Annotated in this window: 16 protein-coding genes; all 16 read left to right on the forward strand. The window is 47.6% G+C overall.

Annotation, left to right across the window (positions count from 1 at the left end):
- Window positions 1–72 precede the first annotated feature (72 nt).
- The 16 genes from ACUTVW_RS12320 to glnA all read left to right on the forward strand — a co-directional run bounded on the left by ACUTVW_RS12320 (window position 73) and on the right by glnA (window position 21,445).
- Window positions 73–834, forward strand: a complete 762-nt coding sequence (locus tag ACUTVW_RS12320) for an ABC transporter permease (protein ID WP_445646146.1) — start codon at window positions 73–75, stop codon at window positions 832–834.
- Between the two features lie 350 nt (window positions 835–1,184).
- The gene (locus tag ACUTVW_RS12325) at window positions 1,185–2,162 is read left to right on the forward strand and encodes an aromatic acid exporter family protein (protein WP_445646070.1); all 978 of its coding nucleotides are present in this window, start codon (window positions 1,185–1,187) and stop codon (window positions 2,160–2,162) included.
- Window positions 2,163–2,237: 75 nt separating this feature from the next.
- Entirely contained in the window at window positions 2,238–2,798 is a 561-nt protein-coding gene (locus tag ACUTVW_RS12330; RefSeq protein ID WP_123065763.1) for an outer spore coat protein CotE, read from the forward strand.
- 215 nt (window positions 2,799–3,013) lie between these two features.
- Complete coding sequence (locus tag ACUTVW_RS12335) at window positions 3,014–4,264, forward strand: putative amidoligase domain-containing protein (RefSeq protein ID WP_445646071.1); 1,251 nt, start codon at window positions 3,014–3,016, stop codon at window positions 4,262–4,264.
- 200 nt (window positions 4,265–4,464) lie between these two features.
- A complete protein-coding gene (gene mutS, locus ACUTVW_RS12340) occupies window positions 4,465–7,212 on the forward strand; it encodes a DNA mismatch repair protein MutS (protein ID WP_445646072.1) in 2,748 nt (915 codons plus the stop codon).
- A gap of 22 nt (window positions 7,213–7,234) precedes the next feature.
- Window positions 7,235–9,541, forward strand: coding sequence for a DNA mismatch repair endonuclease MutL (mutL, locus tag ACUTVW_RS12345; RefSeq protein WP_445646073.1), 2,307 nt, complete (start codon window positions 7,235–7,237; stop codon window positions 9,539–9,541).
- Window positions 9,542–9,558: 17 nt separating this feature from the next.
- Complete coding sequence (locus ACUTVW_RS12350; protein ID WP_445646074.1) at window positions 9,559–10,344, forward strand: class I SAM-dependent methyltransferase; 786 nt, start codon at window positions 9,559–9,561, stop codon at window positions 10,342–10,344.
- Window positions 10,325–11,281 carry a tRNA (adenosine(37)-N6)-dimethylallyltransferase MiaA gene (miaA, locus tag ACUTVW_RS12355; RefSeq protein ID WP_445646075.1) on the forward strand — a complete coding sequence of 319 codons (957 nt, stop codon included), beginning with the start codon at window positions 10,325–10,327 and terminating at the stop codon, window positions 11,279–11,281. Before ACUTVW_RS12350 ends, miaA begins: the two co-directional genes overlap by 20 nt.
- A 424-nt stretch (window positions 11,282–11,705) precedes the next feature.
- The gene (gene hfq / locus ACUTVW_RS12360; RefSeq protein WP_090916826.1) at window positions 11,706–11,948 is read left to right on the forward strand and encodes an RNA chaperone Hfq; all 243 of its coding nucleotides are present in this window, start codon (window positions 11,706–11,708) and stop codon (window positions 11,946–11,948) included.
- A gap of 167 nt (window positions 11,949–12,115) precedes the next feature.
- Complete coding sequence (locus ACUTVW_RS12365) at window positions 12,116–14,779, forward strand: PBP1A family penicillin-binding protein (RefSeq protein ID WP_445646076.1); 2,664 nt, start codon at window positions 12,116–12,118, stop codon at window positions 14,777–14,779.
- 313 nt (window positions 14,780–15,092) lie between these two features.
- Window positions 15,093–15,656, forward strand: a complete 564-nt coding sequence (locus ACUTVW_RS12370; protein WP_110899344.1) for a DUF402 domain-containing protein — start codon at window positions 15,093–15,095, stop codon at window positions 15,654–15,656.
- 113 nt (window positions 15,657–15,769) lie between these two features.
- The gene (locus tag ACUTVW_RS12375; RefSeq protein WP_445646077.1) at window positions 15,770–16,741 is read left to right on the forward strand and encodes an AAA family ATPase; all 972 of its coding nucleotides are present in this window, start codon (window positions 15,770–15,772) and stop codon (window positions 16,739–16,741) included.
- 111 nt (window positions 16,742–16,852) lie between these two features.
- Window positions 16,853–18,139 (forward strand): GTPase HflX, encoded by a 1,287-nt coding sequence (hflX, locus tag ACUTVW_RS12380; RefSeq protein WP_445646078.1) that lies wholly within the window; start codon window positions 16,853–16,855, stop codon window positions 18,137–18,139.
- Window positions 18,140–18,236: 97 nt separating this feature from the next.
- Window positions 18,237–19,490 (forward strand): methionine gamma-lyase family protein, encoded by a 1,254-nt coding sequence (locus ACUTVW_RS12385; protein ID WP_445646079.1) that lies wholly within the window; start codon window positions 18,237–18,239, stop codon window positions 19,488–19,490.
- 82 nt (window positions 19,491–19,572) lie between these two features.
- Complete coding sequence (locus tag ACUTVW_RS12390) at window positions 19,573–19,986, forward strand: MerR family transcriptional regulator (protein ID WP_056689944.1); 414 nt, start codon at window positions 19,573–19,575, stop codon at window positions 19,984–19,986.
- A 130-nt stretch (window positions 19,987–20,116) separates the two neighbouring features.
- Window positions 20,117–21,445 (forward strand): type I glutamate--ammonia ligase, encoded by a 1,329-nt coding sequence (glnA, locus tag ACUTVW_RS12395; protein WP_445646080.1) that lies wholly within the window; start codon window positions 20,117–20,119, stop codon window positions 21,443–21,445.
- Window positions 21,446–21,733: the final 288 nt, after the last annotated feature.

Consider the following 21,733-nt stretch of genomic DNA (forward strand, 5'->3'; position numbering starts at 1 on the left):
CATTCAGGACAAGGCAGGCAGTCAGTACGTGAAGGTTGGCTGGAAGAGCTTCATCGTGACCACAATCGTAAGATGGCTAAGTGGCGGCATCATATTCTTACGGTTCAGCTGTCCATCTTGGTCTGCATGTTTTTACTCTGGGAGCTGGCGGGCAGACTGCGGTGGATTGATGTGCTTCTCTTCAGTTATCCGAGTAAAATCTTTGGACAGATTGGCAAGGATGTTGCCAGCGGTGAAATATGGGCACATGTCGGGGTAACCGTAGGTGAAACAGTCGTCGGTTTTTTACTGGGGACACTTGTCGGAACGTTGCTTGCGGTTCTGATCTGGTGGTCTCCTTTTTTGTCCAAAGTCCTGGACCCCTATATGGTTGTGTTTAACAGCATGCCCAAGGTTGCGCTCGGACCGATCTTTATCGTGATGTTCGGGGCGGGATTTACGGCCATTGTGATGACCACGCTCTCCATTACGGTAATCATTACAACACTCGTTGTATACAACAGTTTCAATGAAGTTGATCCCAACTATATCAAGGTCATCCGCACCTTTGGAGGGGATCGTTCTGAAATTTTTGCCAAGGTTGTGTTCCCTGCTTCATTCCCTACGATTGTATCTACGTTAAAAGTAAATGTGGGTATGGCCTGGGTGGGGGTCATCGTGGGTGAATTTCTGGTAGCCAAACAGGGGCTGGGTTATTTAATTATTTACGGATTCCAGGTATTCAACTTCACCCTTGTATTATCGAGTCTGTTGATCATTGCAGCCGTAGCGACCGGGATGTATCAGCTGGTTGTCTATGCCGAGCGTAAGTTGTTAACCGGCCGCAGAAGATAACTCGAAATTAAGGGTAACCGAAAGATCTGTTTATAATTCTTCACCATATGTACACAATTTCACAAGAGGTGTCACGTTGCCCCCAATAGTAAAATCAAGTAGGATATTTGATGGAAGGAAGTACTTCAGTGCCGGGCAGAAACACAGAAGATTAGCGGCTGTCCTTTGGCAGCAGCTAATGATTCTGATGCAGCAAGGGCCGTTGTTTCTTCTTCGTGGTATGTTTCTGTGACCGGCATGTTTTGCGCATGCCGGTTGATGTCGTCTAGTTTGTAACGGGTTGAGTCATACTAAACAGACGACATATGGACCACGAACTTTTGTACAGCTTAGAGGAGATGGAATGTGAAATGGGTTTTAGAGTCATTAAAACAGCAATCGCAGCGCTGATGGCTGTACTGATTGCGGACTGGTGTCGTTTGCCAGGACCTACGTCAGCAGGTTTGCTTGCGATTCTGGGCGTAGATGTAACTAGAAAAAGGAGTATTCGAACGATATCGGCACGTTTCTTTGCCTCGGTAGTCGGTCTTTTGTTTGCAAGTGTACTTTTTCACTTTCTCGGCTTCCATTATTGGGTGCTGGCAGTATACATACTAACGGCTTTCCCGGTCATTGTTCGGGTGGGCTTTAAGGAAGGCATTGTTACAGGTTCTGTCGTGGTGTTTCGGGTATTTAGCGGTGGAGAGATGGATGTGCATGTCATTCTCGTACAGATTGCTCTGCTCTTGATTGGTCTTGGTTCAGCGATGATTGTGAATCTGGCGTATATGCCGGCAGCTGATCCACAGATGTTCCGGATACGTAAACGGATCGATGAGTTGTTCTCGAAAATCTTCCAGGAGTTCTCGACAACCTTGCGTAACCCTAATGAAGTATGGGCAGGCAAAGAATTAATTGAAGCGGATAAAGCCGTACTCGGCGGAATTGAAGCGGCCAAACGTTCACTGGAGAACCAGGTCATTCATCCGAATGAAGGCTGGAGTGTATACTTTTATATGCGTAAAACCCAACTGGATTCCATCCAGCACATGATGCATCTTGTATCCCAGGTCTATCAGAAAATGCCTCATGCCGAGATGGTGGCGGAGCTGTTCGACCAGCTGAGTCAAGATGTGTTGACCGAATCGTATACCGGACGGACAGAAAAATTGCTGGCGGATGTGCAGGAAGAATTCAGACAAATGGAGTTGCCCGATACACGTGAAGAATTCGAGATGCGTTCCGCTATTCTCCAGCTGTGCCGCGAGCTTTCTATGTATCTGAAAATCGCCAAGAAGGACAAAGCGCCTTCTCCAATCTCAGATCGCTCCCAATCTGTAAACGAATAATAGAAAATAGTTGTCACCCTAGACGGATGTCCTGCATACACTTGTAGTGAATGATTGTATGGAGGAGGTTTAAAGATGTCATTGAGTCATAAACATCAATGTAGAGAGATTATCACGAAGGCGATCTGCGGCAAAGGTCGTAAGTTCTCTACCGTAACACATACCGTGACTCCGCCAAATGGTCCGACCAGTATTTTGGGGGCTTGGATTATCAACCACCAGTATGAAGCCGTATCAGCGGGGGACGGGATTGAAGTTATTGGTACTTACGATATCAACATCTGGTATTCCTATGACAAAAATTCTCAGACAGATGTAGCTAAAGAAACGGTATCGTATGTAGAACATGTGCCTTTGTCCTATCTGGACCCGAAACACCGGACCTCCACAGTAGAGGTATCTGCGGATGCAACGCAGGAACCTAGCTGTGTGGAAGCCACAGTGTCCGCGGGTGGCGGCAGCGTAATTATCCGGGTTGAGCGGGAATTCGCTGTAGAGCTCGTGGCTGAAACGAAAGTCTGTGTGAAGGTATGCACGGATGGTTGCGGTGATTACGAAGACAAGGATTATGACTATGGCAGCGCGGATGGAGACTATGATGATCTCGATCCAGACCTGCTGGATGATGAGCTGTAAGTTGCTCATCCCGAATGAGAAAGTGAATGTTCATAACCTAAGGTATCATATGCACCACACGGTGCGGTGAGAGGGCATAAGCCCTCTTTCTTTCATAAAGTACAAAAAATGGGTTGTGACGAGCCTGATCATGTACCTGAAGAATCTAACGGGAAGGCTCCGCAGCTGCGGGGTCTTTTTTTGATAAGCAGGAGTATGGCGAGAGGGGGGATGGAATGAACGTCATGGAAGAAGCCGAAGAGGCTGCCCGGGCATATACACGTCTGGGCTCCGGTGTACGAATAGCGCGGTTAAAACAGGCAGGGGTCGAAGTGCTGTCCACAAGGGATCAGCGACAGCGGGAACCTGGGTTGCGCGTGCGGTATGATGTAGATATCAGTTGTCTTCAGGCGATTCGGATTAGACGCAAAGACACAAGCGGAATGGGAGCAAGGCAAGAAGGGGAACTGGATCGCGAGTCAGCTTCGTCCGTGTATAAACGTGTAGAGCGCCTTGCGATTAAGACCTTGTACACATTAGGGCTGGATCACGGGGCTGTCCGCTTGGAATCTTCAGGGAATGGTGGGTGTGCAGTCATTTCGGTTGATCCAAGCCCGTGGAAAGGTGTAACAGACCTTGCTGCCCTGTACAGGGAAAGCTGGCAGCAACATCAGGATTTATTAGATCAGGAACGGCAGGGGAACCGGGTTCCTGTACTCGGCATGGACCCGGAGTTTCTACTGGTGCAGATGCCTGAGTCCAAAATCGTACCTGCCTCCCGTTATCTCGAACGCGCGGGTGTCGCAGGATGTGATTCGGTAACGATTGGGGGCAGAAGGGTGTACCCTGTTGCCGAGCTTCGGCCCGCCCCGAGTGCTGAGCCGCGTGAGTTGTTGTCTCATTTGCTGCGGGCTTTTGCGGCAGCATCACGCAGCATTAGTGACCCCTCTTTGATCTGGCAGGCAGGGGGAATGCCTCAACGAGGGCTTCCGCTGGGTGGTCACATTCATTTTAGTGGTGTGCAATTGACGGGCAGATTACTGCGTGCACTGGACAATTATTTGGCGCTGCCACTCGCAGTACTGCAAGATCCGCGTGGATCGGGCAGACGGCCGAGGTATGGGACGCTCGGTGACTTTCGCCTGAAATCTTATGGCGGATTCGAATATCGAACCTTGCCGAGTTTTCTCGTTTCTCCCGTGGTGGCCAAAGGTGTGGTTGCCCTCGCAGGTCTGATCGCGTGCAGCTACGATGAGTTAAAGCAGCACCCACTGGCGGAAGCGAAGGTGCATTCCGCGTTTTATGACGGGCAGCGAGACACCATGATGGCATCTATTCCCTCGTTGATGGATGATCTCAAGCAATTGAGCGCATATGCCCGCTATGAGCGGTATGCGGCTCCTTTGATGCGGCAGTTCAAACGGGGGCATACCTGGGACGAGAGCCGGGATATCCGTAAACTTTGGAATATTCGGGCAGGTTCATGAAGAAGCGGCATTTTTTTGTTATAATGAAATATAGGACTTTTAATACGTTAAGATACGGAAGATATGAAACGGTAAGCCCTTGAAGGAACAGGTGGATAGCCCGACATAAGGCGGAGGTGCGTTTTTGGTGCCTGACCGCCTTATTGCCTTCCAAGGACATATCTTCCTGACATCATAGGAACGGATGGTGGATCGATATCATGGCTCAGTATACGCCAATGATTCAACAATATTTGCAAGTGAAGGCCGAAGCACAGGATGCATTTCTTTTTTTCAGACTAGGTGATTTTTACGAAATGTTCTTCGATGATGCAATCCATGCTTCAAGGGAACTGGAAATTACATTAACGGCACGTAACGGGGGAACGGACGACAAAATTCCGATGTGCGGCGTGCCCTATCATTCGGCTGAAAATTACATACAGCGTCTGATTGAGAAAGGGTATAAAGTAGCCATCTGTGAGCAGATGGAAGATCCGACAGTAACCAAAGGCATGGTACGTCGCGAGATCGTTCGTGTGGTTACGCCGGGAACTGTGATGGAAGGCAAGACGCTGGGAGACAAGTCCAACAACTATATGGTATGTCTGACCGGTAACCAAAACACACTCGCTCTTGCTGCCTGTGACCTGTCTACTGGAGAACTGTACGTGACATCTGTCCCTTATTCCAAGGAATGGCTTAAGGACGAAATTGGTATCTACGAGCCGTCTGAACTTCTGGGAGATGCAGCCCTGCTGGAACTGGTAGAATCCGAGTCATCTCCGATTGGGCGTCCTGTAGTCTACACCGCCTGGACCAAAAGTAAGGAAGATCTCGTGCGTCAGCAATTTGGCGAGTCCGTATGGGCAAGGCTGGAGCCGGAACGTCAGGCATGTGTAGCCCGCCTGTTTTCGTACCTAAGCGAGACGCAGAAGCGCTCGCTTGGACAATTGACACAGATATCTGCGTATGAGCCGAATCATTATATGATTCTGGACCCGTTTACACGCCGTAATCTGGAGCTGGTGGAAACCGTACGGGAACGTTCCAAGAAGGGTTCATTGCTGTGGCTGCTGGATCGCACGGAGACATCTATGGGGGCCCGCATGATGCGGCGCTGGGTAGATAAACCTCTTCTGCAAAAAGGAAAGATCAATGAACGGCTGGAAGCGGTAGACACCCTGTACAATCAGTTTATTCTGCGTGAGGATCTGCGAGCTGAGCTGAAAGACATCTATGACCTGGAACGTCTGGTGGGACGAATTGCTTTTGGTAATGCCAACGGTCGTGATCTGAATGCGCTCAAATCGTCTCTGGACAAAATTCCGAGTTTGCGCCAGCACTGTGAAGCTTCTTCGTCTACAACGCTTAGACACATTGCTGAAACGATGGATGATTGCGCGGATTTACGTGATGAGATTGGACAGGCCATTGTGGACGAACCGCCAGTGTCGGTTAGAGATGGAGGCTTGATCCGCGAAGGTTACCACGCTCGTCTGGATGAGTTGCGAGAAGCTTCCGTGAACGGTAAACGGTGGATTGCCGAGCTGGAAGCAAGAGAACGTGAAGCCACGGGCATTCGTTCGCTGAAAATCGGGTACAACAAAGTTTTCGGATATTATATCGAAATTACCAAATCGAATCTTGCTTCACTTCCTGAGGGGCGATATGAGCGTAAACAAACACTTGCGAATGCGGAACGTTATATCACGCCTGAACTGAAAGAGAAGGAAACATTGATTCTTGAAGCTCAGGACAAAATGGTCGATATCGAGTATGGTCTGTTTGCAGAGTTACGTGAGCGTCTTAACAAAGAGATTGCACGTCTACAGAAGCTTGCTGAGCAAGTGGCTGAAATTGATGTATATCAATCCTTTGCTGTGATTAGTGCGGAGCGTAATTTTGTGCGGCCCGTGCTGACCGATGGATATAATCTGGTTGTCGAGCAAGGACGACATCCGGTCGTGGAAGCCGTCATGCGGGATGGCGCTTTTATTGCCAATCACACCGAGATGACCAAGGAAGAAGCACGTATTCTGCTGATTACCGGCCCGAATATGGCGGGGAAAAGTACGTATATGAGACAAGTGGCGCTGATCTCGATTCTGGCGCAGATTGGTTGCTTCGTGCCTGCGGGTCAAGCGGAAGTACCGATCATGGATCGGATATTCACCCGGATTGGTGCTGCGGATGATCTGATTGGCGGTCAAAGTACGTTTATGGTGGAGATGGCAGATATTCAGGTCATGACCGAAAAAGCAACACCGCGCAGTCTGATCATCATCGATGAATTAGGACGCGGAACTTCAACCAGTGAGGGGATGGCGATTGCACAATCGGTCATTGAATATGTGCATGACGTGATTGGCTGTAAAGCGCTGGTATCGACGCACTTCCATGAGCTGGCTCATCTGGAGGAAAGTCTGGACAGGCTGGCTAACTATTCGATGGCGGTTCAGGAGAGCGGAGACAAGGTGAACTTCCTCCGCAAGTTGATTGCGGGGGCGGCAAGCAGCAGTTATGGCATCTATTGTGCACGGCTTGCGGGCTTGCCTGACAGCATCATTGAGCGTGCCAATGGACTGCTGCATGGCTTCGAACAAGCTGCATCTCAGGTGGCGGTTGGCAGTGAGTTTACGAGTGAGAACAGAGCGCCATCCAGACAGCAGCCAGAAGTGCAAGCGGCGATTCATTACAAATCATCGAATTCTGATGAGGAGCCGTTCATTCGGGAGGAAAACACGAAGAAGCTGTCCAAACAGGGACAGCAGGAAGTTGTACAGCTGTCGATCTTCGACGACGCGCAGTCAGCAACTGTTCAACCTACAAAAACAGTTATGGTGGAAGATAAACCTGCCCGCGAACTGATCCGTCATATGAAAGAGATTGATGTGATGAACATGACGCCTTTGCAGGCGATGCAAATCTTGAATGAACTGAAATTAAAGGCGCAGCAATTATCCTGAGTAACTGGGAGGAGGAGAGCCAGTGGCGAAAATTCATGTGCTTGATGAACATATTGCCAACCAAATCGCGGCAGGTGAGGTGGTTGAACGTCCTGCCTCCGTCGTTAAGGAACTGCTGGAAAATGCAGTGGATGCGGGAGCCTCAAAGATTGAAGTTGCGGTCGAGGAAGGTGGACTGCTTCGCATCCGGGTGAAGGATAACGGCTCAGGCATTGAGCCGGATGATCTGGAAACAGCTTTCTACCGTCATGCAACCAGCAAAATAACGCATGGACGTGATCTGTTTCAGATCACAAGTCTCGGGTTTCGCGGAGAGGCGCTACCAAGTATTGCAGCCGTCTCCAAGGTGGAAGTACTGACCGCTAGTGGAGACGACGGACGAGCACGGCGTATCGTGATTGAAGGCGGTAAGCTCTGCGCGCATGAGGATGCTGCATCACCACAAGGAACGGAGTTTGTGGTGAAGGAGTTATTTTACAATACACCTGCAAGACTAAAATATATGAAAACCATTCAGACCGAGCTGGGGCACATCTCGGATGTGTTATATCGGATGGCGATGTCTCACCCTCATATTTCGTTCACCCTTCGCCACAATGAAAATACGTTGCTGCAGACGCTAGGTAACGGCGATCTGTTACAAGTGGTCGCAGCCATCTATGGCACGAGTGCGGCTAAAGCGATGCTGCCGATTGAGGGAGAGAACCTGGATTACAAAATCAGCGGTCTGATTAGTCTGCCGGAATGGACACGCGCGAACCGTGCGGGAATGTCAACGATTGTGAATGGGCGATATATTCGTAACTATGGGTTAAACCAGGCGATTCTGAAAGCTTATCATACACTGTTGCCCATTAATCGCTTCCCGCTGGTGGTGCTGCAACTGGAGATGCACCCTTCGCTCGTGGACGTGAACGTACATCCAGCGAAACTTGAGGTTCGTTTCAGCAAAGAGGCGGAGCTTTACGAGTTTGTGGAAACCACGCTGCGTGGTATATTGCGCCAGGAGGTATTGATCCCACAGGTACGGAAACAGCAGATCAGACGTGGAGATGACAGTTCCTTTATTCAGGAACAGTTTCTTTTTCCGCGCGGTCCGGTGAAAGAAAAGGATACTATTGCAGGTTATGGTCAAGATGGTCCACTTGGCAAAACATTCAAAGACAGTAGAGACGGTAAAGATGTGAAGGACGCGGGGCAAACGCTGCCTTCCGAAACGTTGCATTCATCATCTTCTCCAGCTGCTCCTTTATCCTCTGGAGTAATACAAGACGATCATTCGGATCTGGATGCCCCAGCGGAGCCTGGAACAGTGACAGGAACAAGTGCAGACACTGCGAATGGGTCAGCATCAGTAGTGGAGCAGATGGCGTCCGCTTTAACGCAAACCCATCCATTACCTGAAGCGCCACCAGAATCTACTCCGGCATACGAAGAAATGAAGAGTGAGAATCTGGTTACAGATACACGAGAAAGCTTTAATGTGAATTCAAGCAAGAATACCGGCGAAAGCGCAGGGGGTAATCCTAACCCTGGCGAAGAGACTGTGGCGAGTGTAACTGAAACCCGAGATGCTGCCGAGGGTCAAACAGGCACATATCGTTCACCATCATACAGCGCTCCAGTGAGGGAAAGCCTTACGCCTTACACTTCGACAGGTCAAAAAGGAGAACGCAGCTGGAAAAGGACAGCAATGCCTGATCCAGCCAAACTTTCAGCTGCAATGCACTCCGATCCTTCCATGCCTGCGTTCCCTGAACTGAGTCTGATTGGTCAGCATCACGGAACGTATTTAATTGCACAAAACGATGAAGGGTTATATTTGATCGACCAGCATGCGGCGCATGAACGGGTGAATTACGAGTATTATTACGAGAAGTTTGGCAATCCGGCCCAGGCTTCGCAGGAACTGCTGCTGCCGATTACACTCGAATTCACACCTTCGGAGACGGAAAAGCTAAAAGCAAGACTTGCCTGGTTTGAACAGGCAGGTGTCTATCTGGAACATTTCGGCGGACAAACCTTCCGCGTACGTTCTCACCCCTACTGGTTCCCCAAAGGGGACGAAAAAGACGTTATCGAAGAAATGGCCGAATGGGTTCTTAGCGAACGTAGCATTGATGTGGCCAAGATGCGGGAAGCAGCTTCGATTATGTGCTCCTGCAAAGCTTCGATTAAAGCAAATCAGAAGCTTACGGATCGGGAGGCTGAAGTGTTGATACAGCGTCTGGGTTCATGCCGGCAGCCATACACCTGTCCACATGGAAGACCGATTGTGATTTCATTTTCAACATATGATCTGGAGAAATTATTTAAACGAGTGATGTAGTTTTATAGGGGGATATTATGTATATAACGACGGGTGACAAGGAGGCGGCCACTCTGGTTGAACGTGCGCAAGCACTGGCTGCTTCAACTGGGGGCACCTATGTAGCACGCAACAGAACATCTCTGCCCAAATTGCTTGAGCGGTATGGGGTGCAGGAGATTCTGGTGGTGTTAAAAGGTAGAGCACGCTTGTTCCGAAAGGATGCGTCGGAGCTTGAATTCCACCCGAGTATGGGGTTTGTACGTGCCAAACGTGTTCTACGTGGAGAGTCTGATCCGATGCTGGAAGCAGGTGCTGTACTCAAAGGAGATACCGTTGTGGACTGTACGGCCGGACTCGGTTCGGATGCACTCGTATTTGCGGTTGCGACAGGTGTTCAAGGCCGTGTGATTGCCTGTGAAAGCTCCGAGCCGCTCTATACACTTCTACTTGATGGCATGTCCCATTATGAGAGCAACGAGCCTTCCATAGACGAGGCGTTCCGGCGCATTGAACTGCGGAATCAGAATCATCTGGAACTGCTTCGTTCGCTGCCTGACGGTAGCTGTGACACGGTTTATTTTGATCCGATGTTTCGTGAGCCGATGATGGATTCGAGTGCAATCCAGCCTTTACGGGACTATGCGAATGCCCATGCATTAGCGGAAGAGAGCATTAGAGAGGCGATAAGAGTCGCCCGCAAGCGAGTGGTCATGAAAGAAAAACGCGGCAGCGCAGAGTTTGAAAGGCTTGGATTCCAGGTGCTGGATCGGGCCAATGCAAAAACCTTGTACGGAGTGATTAATGTTGAGATCGGAAGTTAAAACAAAACCAAAGCTGCTAGTGCTGGTTGGACCAACAGCTGTAGGCAAAACAAGATTGAGCATTGAGCTCGCACAGGCTTTTAACTGTGAAGTGATTTCGGGAGACTCCATGCAGGTTTACCGGGAGATGAATATCGGAACCGCGAAAATAACGCCGGAAGAAATGAGGGGGGTTCCTCATCATCTGATTGACATACATGAGCCGGAATATCCATATTCCGTGGCTGAGTTTCAGGAGAGCTGCACACGTTTGATTCCTGAAATTCATGCACGCGGTAAAACACCTTTTATCGTGGGTGGAACAGGTCTGTATGTAGAGTCTGTCTGTTATGGCTTCCAATTTTCGGATAGTGGTTCAGATGAAGCTTTCAGGGAAGAGCAGTTCAGCTATGCTCAGCAGCACGGGGCACAGGCGCTCCATGACCGGCTGAGAGAAGTTGATCCAGCGAGTGCGGATCGTCTTCATGCGAACGACCAACGACGGATTGTACGTGCGCTTGAAATTTTCCATCTAACAGGAGAGAAATGGTCGGAGCAGCTGGCTGTTCAGAAAAAGGAGTCTCCGTACGATCTGCTCATCATCGGTTTGACGATGGATCGCCAGAAGTTATATGCACGCGTTGAAGAACGAATCGATCTGATGATCGAGCAAGGGCTGGTCGATGAGGTAAAAGCCTTGCTGGAACGTGGGGTTGCGCGGGGGCATATCTCCATGCAGGGCCTGGGATACAAGGAAATTGCCGCGTACTTGCAAGGAGAAGTTAGCTGGGATGCTGCGGTGGAATGGCTCAAAAGGGACACACGCCGTTTTGCCAAACGCCAGCTGTCATGGTTCCGCCATATGAAGGACATTCAGTGGGTGGATATGACAGACACTGAAAATTTCGAAGGTCATTACAACCATGTGAGCGAACTGATTACACGTAAATTGAAGTAACCTTGGTCAGACAGATGGAACCTCTATCTTTTCATGGAAATTGAAAAGCTGGAGGTTTTTTTATGATGATAGAATTGTCGGATTTTTAAGGCTACTTCTATATGAAAATAATGTTTCACCAAATATGATTCAAACCAATTATTTCAGGATAAATTTTAAGTGATCATTCTTCGGGCATAGGTTTTTTGGCCTTGTTACACGGTTATTACGTGAAATTTGTTCCTCTTTTGCAAATCTGTAAGGCAGTGTATAATGGATAAGTCTTCTAATTCGGAAATCTCTGATTCAGGGGCTGCGGAAAAGGGGACAAGGGGTTTTTGTGGATTATATGAAACTGTTCATGATATAATAGCACGAAAGCTACTCAGCGATATTGAATAATACTTACACTACGAATTCAAATGAACCAATGGGGGTACGGCTAATGAACAAGTCCATCAACATCCAAGATACGTTCTTGAACCAACTGCGGAAAGAAAACATTCCGGCTACGGTCTATCTGACCAACGGTTTCCAAATCCGCGGGACGATCAAGGCATTTGACAATTTTACGATCGTCATTGACAGCGACGGACGCCAGCAAATGGTCTACAAGCATGCCATCTCCACGTTCACGCCGCAACGCAGCGTATCGCTGATGCAGCAAGACAACGGCGGCGAAGCTTAAAAAATTCGAAACCTTTTCACAAACCATTTCGTCTACAAGTATAGGTAATGAAACAGAGCAACCTAATAAGGGTTGTTCTTTTCATTCCGGGCAAAATAGGTTTAATATAAGCTTGTGCTCGCCAGAGAAATAGAAAACATGCAACTGAAAGGGAGTCAGGAGGTAACATGCCAAACGATCCGTTATCGAGGTCTAACAATCGCAACACCAATAACAAGTCAAACCAAAAAGCGAAACCAAAGACCTCTAAAAAGAAAAAAATTACGGGGAAACGCGTTGGATGGACTTTATTTTTCACGATGGCAATCGCCATATTCTGTGCGTTAGGCGGATATCTGTTTATTTTAATCAGTGGTGAACGCCTGCTTACAGCCAACATGGATAAAACAACGATTAACGAAACGTCTAAGGTATATGATCGCAACCGCAATATTATTGGTGAGCTTTCGATTAAAAAGCTGGATCCTGTGGAATCCGATGATATTCCGAAACTGGTCAAGGAAGCCTTTGTTGCAACAGAGGATAAACGTTTCTATGACCACCAAGGTGTAGATATCTGGTCCATTGGTCGTGCGGCCGTCAAAGATATCATGGCACGTTCCATGGTAGAGGGCGGTAGTACGCTGACACAGCAGCTGGCTAAAAATATGTTCCTGTCGCGTGATAAAACGTTCTTCCGGAAAGCGACCGAAGTATCGATTGCGATGGCGCTCGAACGTAAGTTTTCCAAAGACGAAATTTTGACGATGTACCTGAACCGGATTTTCTTTGGTCATCAACGTTACGGGATCAAGGCTGCATCGGAGTTTTATTTTGGGCAGGGTGATTTGAAACAATTGAAACTGTGGCAGATCGCCACACTGGCTGCTATGCCTAAAGGGCCATCTGCATACAATCCACTAAGTAATCCAAATGATTCGAAAACACGCCGTGGTGTTGTTCTGCAATTAATGTATGAGCAAGGTTACATCACCGAGGCGGAGATGAACGAAGCAAAGGCCGTGGTTTATAAATATACGCCGCCTGAGAAAGACCGAAAGTATCAAGCCTTTATTGACTATGTGCTCCGTGAAGCAGAGCGCGTAACAGGCATGACGGAAGACGATCTCAACATTGGCGGTTTCAAAATCTATACAACCATGGATGCACAGGCGCAAACAGCTGTGGAGAATGCTTTCTCGGACGACAGTTTGTTTGAAAAAAGCAAGGATGATCAACAAGTTCAAGGTTCGATGGTCATTATGAATCATGAAAATGGCAGTCTTGTTGCCTTGCTCGGCGGACGTGATTACCAGACCAAAGGGTACAGCCGCGTAACGCAAAGCCGAAGACAGCCAGGTTCAGCATTTAAACCAATCGTATCATACGCTCCGGCACTTGAGTCAGGACAATATAGTGCAAATTCCGCCCTCAGTAACGCGAAGCAATGTTTTGGCAACTATTGTCCAGGCAACCTTCATGGGTACTCTTCCACGATCAGTATGACGGAAGCCATAACGAAGTCGGAAAACATTCCTGCTGTTTGGCTGCTGGATAAGATCGGGGTAAATACCGGGGTTAATTTTGCAAAAAGTGTAGGTATTCAGCTGACCGATCAGGATAAAAACCTGGCGATCGCTCTCGGGGGTCTCAGCAAAGGGACCAACACGCTGGAGATGGCTCAAGCCTACAGCGCATTTGCTAACCTTGGTGAGTATCAGCAAGCCTACTCGATTAAAAGTATTGAAGATAGCAGCAATAAAAGCATTTACAAACATGATAAATCAGAGACCAAACGTGTCATGAGTGAGCAAAATGCGTATCAGCTTACTCAGATGCTGCAAAATGTAGTAAATGACGGTACGGGACGCTCGGCACGTCTGGATCGACCAGTAGCGGGTAAAACGGGAACGGTACAAAGTGGTATTGCTGGAAACAGTTCTAACCGCGACGTATGGTTTGTTGGATATACGCCAGAGTGGACGGCTGCCGTCTGGATGGGTTATGACAATCCGGATGCTAAACATATGCTCAAGAACAGCAGTAAGCTGTCAGCAGCGTTTTTTGCCAAAGTCATGGGAGATGCCTTAAAAGGTGTTCCTGTAAAAGAGTTCAAAACGCCTGCTGGCGGTCAGGCACCTCCACCTGTGGAGAAACCAGAGCAACCGGCGTTATCAGTCAGCGGATTGAATGCATCCTATGATTCTTCGACGCAGACCGTTTCTCTCAACTGGACGGGAACAGGTGATGCGAATACACAGTATCGTGTATATCGTAAGGAGACTTCAGAAGCTCAATTCACACATTTGATCGACTCTGTTGGCTCAACGAGTGCGCAGGATTTAAGTGCGCTGGCGGGTCTAACCTATGAATATTATGTAACGGCCTATGATGCAGCTTCCGGACAGGAAACCAGTCCATCGAATACCGTTTCGCTTATGATCGAGGCACAAGAGGTCGAACAGCAGCCAGGTCCGGGTACAGACAATGGAACAGGTACTGATCCTGAGGTGCCAGGTACGGATAATCCGGACAATGGCGGAGGCGATAACGGCAATTCGAATGGCAACAATGGCAATGGTAACGAGAATGGCAATAATGGAAATAACGGGAATAACGGGAATAACGGGAATGGTAACAACGGTAACAATGGTGGATCGGGCCCTGGCAATGGTCAGCCGGATGGTGGTGGTACTCCGCCAGGTCAAGGAAACACAGGTCCTGAAGGCGACGGTTCGAGTAATGGTGAAGTGACTACACCGGGTCAGGTCGTTCCACCAGACAGTGGAACCAATGGAGACGGCGGGGGGACGGAAGCTCCTTCCACACCTCAATCCGGTTCAGGAGGATGAGAATAAGATTGTAGCTTTACATTAGAATATAGTAGAAGAAGATACGTTTTCTCAAAACTGCTTCCCGGTTCGCCCGGGGAAGCAGTTTTTTTATGCACAAAAGGTAAGCTAGTCTACCATTTCCCGGATCATGCAAACTAGGATAATAACCTGGAAAGCTTGGTTTTGAGTGTATCCTCTAAATATGGTAAGCTGTAGCTATTCGTAATACGTTATGAAGAGCAGATTCTGTGTGATTGCTCTAGTCAACGTATAAGTGTTCACCAATCTAAAATGCAGATCGTGGATCTGCAGTCGGCAAAGAGGGGTTCGTATGAAACGGAAATTCGGGGATCGCGCAAACTGGCGCCGGATTACGAACCGACAATTTACATGCCGGTTCGTTCAGTCCAAAATTTTTACAGGTTATATCACGCTGTATACCATACAGGATTTGAAAGAACCCTTGTGGAAGACGTATGGAGGTACTACCTTCTGTATTGCTGACAAGGGATATTCCTGGCTGCAATATTACCCGAAGGGAGAGCATTTTGTCGTTACAGCGATGTTTGATGATCAGCAACGGATCGTAGAGTGGTACATCGATACTTGCCGCAGTCAAGGAATTACGGATCAGGGCGTTCCATGGTTTGATGATCTTTACCTTGATGTTGTTGTGCTTAAGGATGGGGAAATCTTTTTGCTGGACGAGGATGAGCTAGAGGATGCTTTGTCTCGGAAACATATTACAACGGGTGATTATGATCTCGCAAACAAAACGGCGAAGGAATTGTTGCACGCGATTGATGCTCACGTATTTCCATACTTTCAGTTATCACTGAAGCACAGACAGACGTTATTTGAGAACGGTGAGTTTCGGAAAAACATCCAGGTCTGAAACGAATTTGTCTGCCCCAAACTTTTCTTGTACATCCTTCTAATATCTGGACACCTGATAGAATACATTAATAATCAGGAGAGATCAGCCCGATAAAATAGAGGTGATGGCGAATGAACGGACGGGTCATGGCTGCAGGAGGGCAACCGGGGGGCAGACCATCCAGACAAATTAATGTGGTATTACGTAACCAGGAACCTCAAATACTTGCCAAAGATGAAGCACTCTCGGTACAAGCGGCCAAAAGTATAACAAAGCATGCGCATTTTCAGGAGATTCAGGGTGAATTGGAGCAGCTGGTCGGACTCGAAAATATCAAAGATTTAGTATTTGAGATTTATGCATTTCTTCAGATTGCGCAGATGCGCTCCGAGGCAGGCCTGGTTAGCGGTGCACACGTATATCATATGGTTTTCAAAGGTAACCCCGGAACGGGAAAAACAACAGTAGCCAGAATCGTTGCCAAAATGTTTCAGAAGATGGGTGTGCTCAGTAAAGGGCATCTTATTGAGGTAGAACGCGCTGACCTTGTGGGTGAATACATTGGTCATACGGCACAGAAAACGAGAGACTTGGTTAAGAAAGCCCTTGGCGGCATTTTGTTTATTGACGAGGCGTACAGTTTGGCTCGCGGCGGGGAGAAAGATTTTGGTAAGGAAGCGATTGATACTTTGGTGAAATCAATGGAAGATCATAAAAATCAGTTTATTCTGATTTTGGCGGGGTACTCGGAGGAAATTGATTTTTTTCTGCAGACGAATCCGGGTTTACCTTCCCGCTTCCCGATTCAGGTTGAATTTCCAGACTATACGATTGACCAATTGATTCAAATCTCTGAAATTATGGCTAAAGAACGTGATTATATTTTGATGCCACAGACCATACTCAAGTTAAAGCAGCATCTTCTTCAGGAAAAGAATGATTCGCTGCACGCGTTCAGTAACGCCAGGTATGTAAGGAATGCGATTGAGAGATCGATCAGGCATCAGGCTGTTCGTTTGCTGGAGCAATACGAGGATGGAAGTCCAGGCAAGCTGGAGCTAATGACAATCCGTACAGAGGATTTGAAGTTTGAACGAAAGTAAGCGATAATAACCTTTTAACAGGGCCGGCCGGGCTAACCGGTTCGGCTTTAACCATGCCACGGATTTATGTGGTGTAATGAACTTACACGGAACAGGGGAGTGAACTTACATATGACAAACGGCACACATGATACAGAAACAACTAAAAAAGACCGAGCGATACTGGTCAGCCTGGTCACCGATGAGGTAAAGCGTTCAGGCATTAATCATGAATATTCATTACAGGAGCTTGTGAAGCTTGCTGAAACCGCAGGCGTTGAAGTGCTGAGTGTATTAACCCAGAACCGGGAAACCCGGGATACCAAATGGTTTATCGGTAAAGGTAAGGTGGAGGAATTACGTTTGGTTGCGGACGAGCTGGGAGCAACGACGGCTATTTTTGATCAGGAGTTGTCGGGCGCACAGGTTCGAAATCTGGAAGAGGCACTGGATCTGAAAATCATTGACCGAACACAGCTGATTCTGGATATCTTTGCCCAGCGTGCCAGTACAAGAGAAGGGATTATTCAGGTAGAACTGGCCCAGCATAGCTATTTGCTGCCGCGTTTGTCTGGACACGGGAAAAACCTTTCACGGCTTGGTGGCGGGATTGGAACAAGAGGTCCGGGTGAGAGCAAGCTGGAGACAGATCGTCGTCATATCCGTGGACGTATTGATGACTTGAAGCGTCATCTCGAAGAGGTCACACGTCATCGTAAACTGCACCGGGAGCGCCGCAAAAAAACGGGTATTATTCAAGTGGCTTTGGTAGGTTACACAAACGCGGGTAAATCAACACTCCTGAAGCAGTTAACATCTGCAGATGTGTATATTCAGGATCAGCTGTTTGCCACACTTGACCCCACATCACGTACGATGGAGCTGCCAAGTGGCAAGGAAATTGTTCTGACGGATACCGTTGGATTTATTCAGAATCTTCCACATGATCTGGTTGCCGCTTTTCGCGCTACACTGGAAGAGGTAAATGAAGCTGACCTGATCTTACATGTTGTAGACGCTTCATCCGAAATGCGCGAGGATCAGATGAGTACGGTTCATGCCATCTTGCAGCAACTTGGTGCAGGGGACAAGCCTCAGCTTGTACTCTACAACAAAAAAGATGCCTGCACGGCGGAGCAGCTAGAAATGCTTCCTTTAGATAATAAGCATATTAAAATAAGTGCGTTGGATGAAGTAGACTTGATCAAGGTTCGTGAATTGATTCAAGCTGAGCTAACGGGAGATACCAAACGGTTCCGTATCCCGGCGGAGCGCGGGGATCTGACATCTGTACTTTACAAGATAGGTGATGTCGTTGGAACGGAATATGAAGAGAATGATGTCATTTACCAAGTTGAGCTGCAAAAAGGTGAATATGAGAAGTTCAGTTATTTACTCGAAGATTTCATTGAACTGTAACCTTCATGACATATTAATGTGATAAGTTGACACGATAATTGATTTGACTCGATTACGAATACATCAGTTTCGTGCTATAAAAGGGGAATGAAGCAAGATGGCAAGGTTTGATTCAAACATTGTAGAACTTCAACAGCAGGTGGAATGTCAGATTGAAGGGCAGTTGCACCAGGTCGATCGCATTGTTGATCACAATCAATGGAAGGTTATAGATGCATTTCAACGTAGAAAAGTGAGCGATTTCCATTTTGCGGGCTCTACAGGTTATGCCTATAATGATCGTGGACGTGAGGTGCTGGACGAGGTGTACGCAGATGTGTTTGGTGCAGAGAGTGCACTGGTACGCCCTCATTTTGCCTCAGGTACACATACGATTAGCACAGCTCTGTTCGGCGTGTTACGTCCTGGTGAGGAATTGCTGTACATCACAGGTAAGCCCTATGATACATTACATAAGGTCATTGGGAAGCCTGGTGACGGAACAGGATCACTGCGTGACTTTGGTATTGGCTACGCTGAAACTGCACTGACATCCACAGGGGAAGTCGATTGGGATGCAGTGAAACAGCAGATTACTCCAGCGACGAAGGTTATAGGCATTCAGCGTTCCCGTGGTTACGATTGGCGTTCTTCTTTTACCATTGCTGAAATCGCTGATATGGTGACGCGTGTTAAAGCGTTGAAGCCAGACGTAATCGTATTTGTGGATAATTGTTATGGCGAATTTACGGAGGAACGTGAGCCTACGGAAGTGGGCGTGGACCTGATGGCAGGTTCATTGATCAAAAATCCTGGTGGTGGGCTGGCCGAAACCGGAGGGTACATATGCGGTAAAGAGAAATATGTACAACTAGCGGCTTATCGTTTGACTGCACCCGGTATTGGGGGCGAGGTCGGAGCTATGCTTGGCACAACGCGAGGCATCTACCAAGGACTTTACATGGCTCCGACCATTGTCGGTCAAGCTATTAAAGGAAGCATATTTGCTGCCGCGATGTTTGCTGCATCCGGATTTGTGACCAAACCTACATGGGATGAGCCGCGTACCGACCTCATTCAAGCTGTGCAATTCAGTTCTGCTGAGCATTTAATCGCTTTTGTACAAGGGATTCAGCAAGCAGCAGCTGTAGACAGCCATGTTGTGCCTGAGCCTTGGGATATGCCTGGATACGAGCATCCTGTCATTATGGCGGCAGGTACCTTTATTCAAGGAGGCAGCCTGGAGTTATCAGCCGATGCACCGATTCGAGAGCCTTTTATAGGATACATGCAAGGTGGACTAACCTACTCCCATGTTAAATATGGCGTTTTAATGGCATTACAAGCGATGAAAGATCGTAAATTATTGTGAGTTTATCTAACATGTCATTGACACTTTGTAACAACTAAATGTACAATAGGGTCAAGAATAGATGACTGGAAGGTTGATGAACATGGGTGACGAAATTCGCAGAAATATGGCCTTATTCCCAATTGGTATTGTAATGAAGCTTACCGACCTGTCTGCGAGACAGATTCGTTATTATGAACAGCATAGTCTGATTGTTCCCGCAAGAACTTCAGGTAATCAACGCCTGTTTTCTTTTAACGACGTTGAGAGATTGCTAGAGATTAAAGCTCTGATTGAAAAGGGTGTTAACATTGCAGGCATCAAGCAGGTGATGAATCCCGTTTCAAAAGAGTCTGAGGAAGCAACGGTAATTACGCCGGATACGGAAGTTAAACGCAGAGAATTGTCAGATACACAACTTCACCGTTTGCTGAAGCAGCAGCTTGTGTCAGGCAAAAGACCTGGTCAAGTGTCTCTCATCCAAGGTGAACTTTCTCGGTTTTTTAATAAGAAATAATTAATTCACCTAACGAGGCGGGTAAGGTAAATTTTAAACTTCTGATGTCAGACTCCTTGACCCGTGGAACATTCTAATGTACAAATATAACATGCAAGCCAAATACGCAGATAAGAAAGGGAGAGGAATCATGAGTTATACAAAAGAAGATATTCTCCGCATCTCCAAAGAAGAAAACGTACGATTCGTTCGATTGCAATTCACCGACTTGCTTGGAGCAATCAAAAACGTTGAGATTCCTGTAAGCCAACTGACGAAGGCTTTGGATAACAAAATGATGTTTGATGGTTCTTCCATTGAAGGTTATGTTCGTATCGAAGAATCCGACATGTACCTCTATCCGGATCTTGACTCTTGGCTTATTTTCCCATGGGTGTCCGATAATCGCGTTGCGCGTTTGATCTGTGACGTATATCTTCCAGATGGCAATCCATTCCCAGGTGATCCGCGTGGCATCTTGAAACGGAACCTGAAGGAAGCAGAAGAAATGGGATTCACTTCCTTCAACGTTGGTCCTGAACCAGAATTCTTCTTGTTCAAGACGGATGAAAAAGGTAACCCAACAAATGAATTGAATGACCAAGGTGGATATTTCGACCTTGCGCCAACAGATCTTGGCGAAAACTGTCGTCGTGATATCGTTATTACACTTGAAGAAATGGGCTTTGAAATCGAAGCTTCTCACCACGAGGTAGCTCCTGGTCAGCATGAGATCGATTTCAAATATGCAGATGCTCTGAAAGCAGCAGACCAGATCCAAACCTTCAAACTCGTTGTTAAAACGATTGCACGTCAGCATGGATTACATGCTACATTTATGCCAAAACCATTGTTCGGTATGAACGGTTCCGGTATGCACTGTAACCAATCCTTGTTCCGAGGCAATGAGAACGCATTTGTTGACGAGTCTGACGAGCTGGGTCTGAGCAAAACTGCACGCCACTTCATGGCTGGAACTTTGAAGCATGCTCGTGCGTTTGCAGCAATCACTAACCCGACTGTTAACTCATACAAACGTCTTGTACCCGGTTACGAAGCACCTTGCTACGTAGCATGGTCTGCAAGTAACCGTAGCCCAATGATCCGTATTCCAGCTTCACGTGGACTGAGTACACGTGTTGAGGTTCGTAACCCGGATCCGGCTGCTAACCCTTACCTGGCTTTGTCTGTGTTGTTGAAAGCAGGTCTGGACGGAATTAAACGTGAGCTTTCCTTACCAGCTCCGATTGACCGCAACATCTACATCATGTCAGAAGAAGAGCGTGTGGAAGAAGGCATTCCTAGCTTGCCAGCTGACCTGAAAGAAGCATTGAACGAATTGATCCGCAGCGAAGTCATCTGTGACGCTCTTGGCGACCACGCCCTGGCTCACTTCTACGAGCTGAAAGAAATTGAGTGGGACATGTACAGAACACAAGTCCACCAATGGGAACGCGATCAATATATCACGTTGTACTAATCTAAAAAACCTTGTAACTACGGGGTTTTGAAGTAACTAGCCGGGGGACGTTTTGAGGGAATTGCACTTCTATTGAGGTTGCGTCCCCCAAACGTCCCCCGGTTTTTGCATCTCCAAAAGTTAATCCTCGCCTTCAGCATGAAAATCGAGTGTTTTATCCAATCCAATCGTCTTTTCTTTAAAATGGATATCCGAACATTTTCGAGCGGCGAAATTTAGGAATGTCTTCTGAATCAATTCATGCTCCATGGCTGAGTATGCAGTAAAGTTGATGATCTCGACTGTACG

Source organism: Paenibacillus sp. TSA_86.1, from assembly GCF_052691815.1.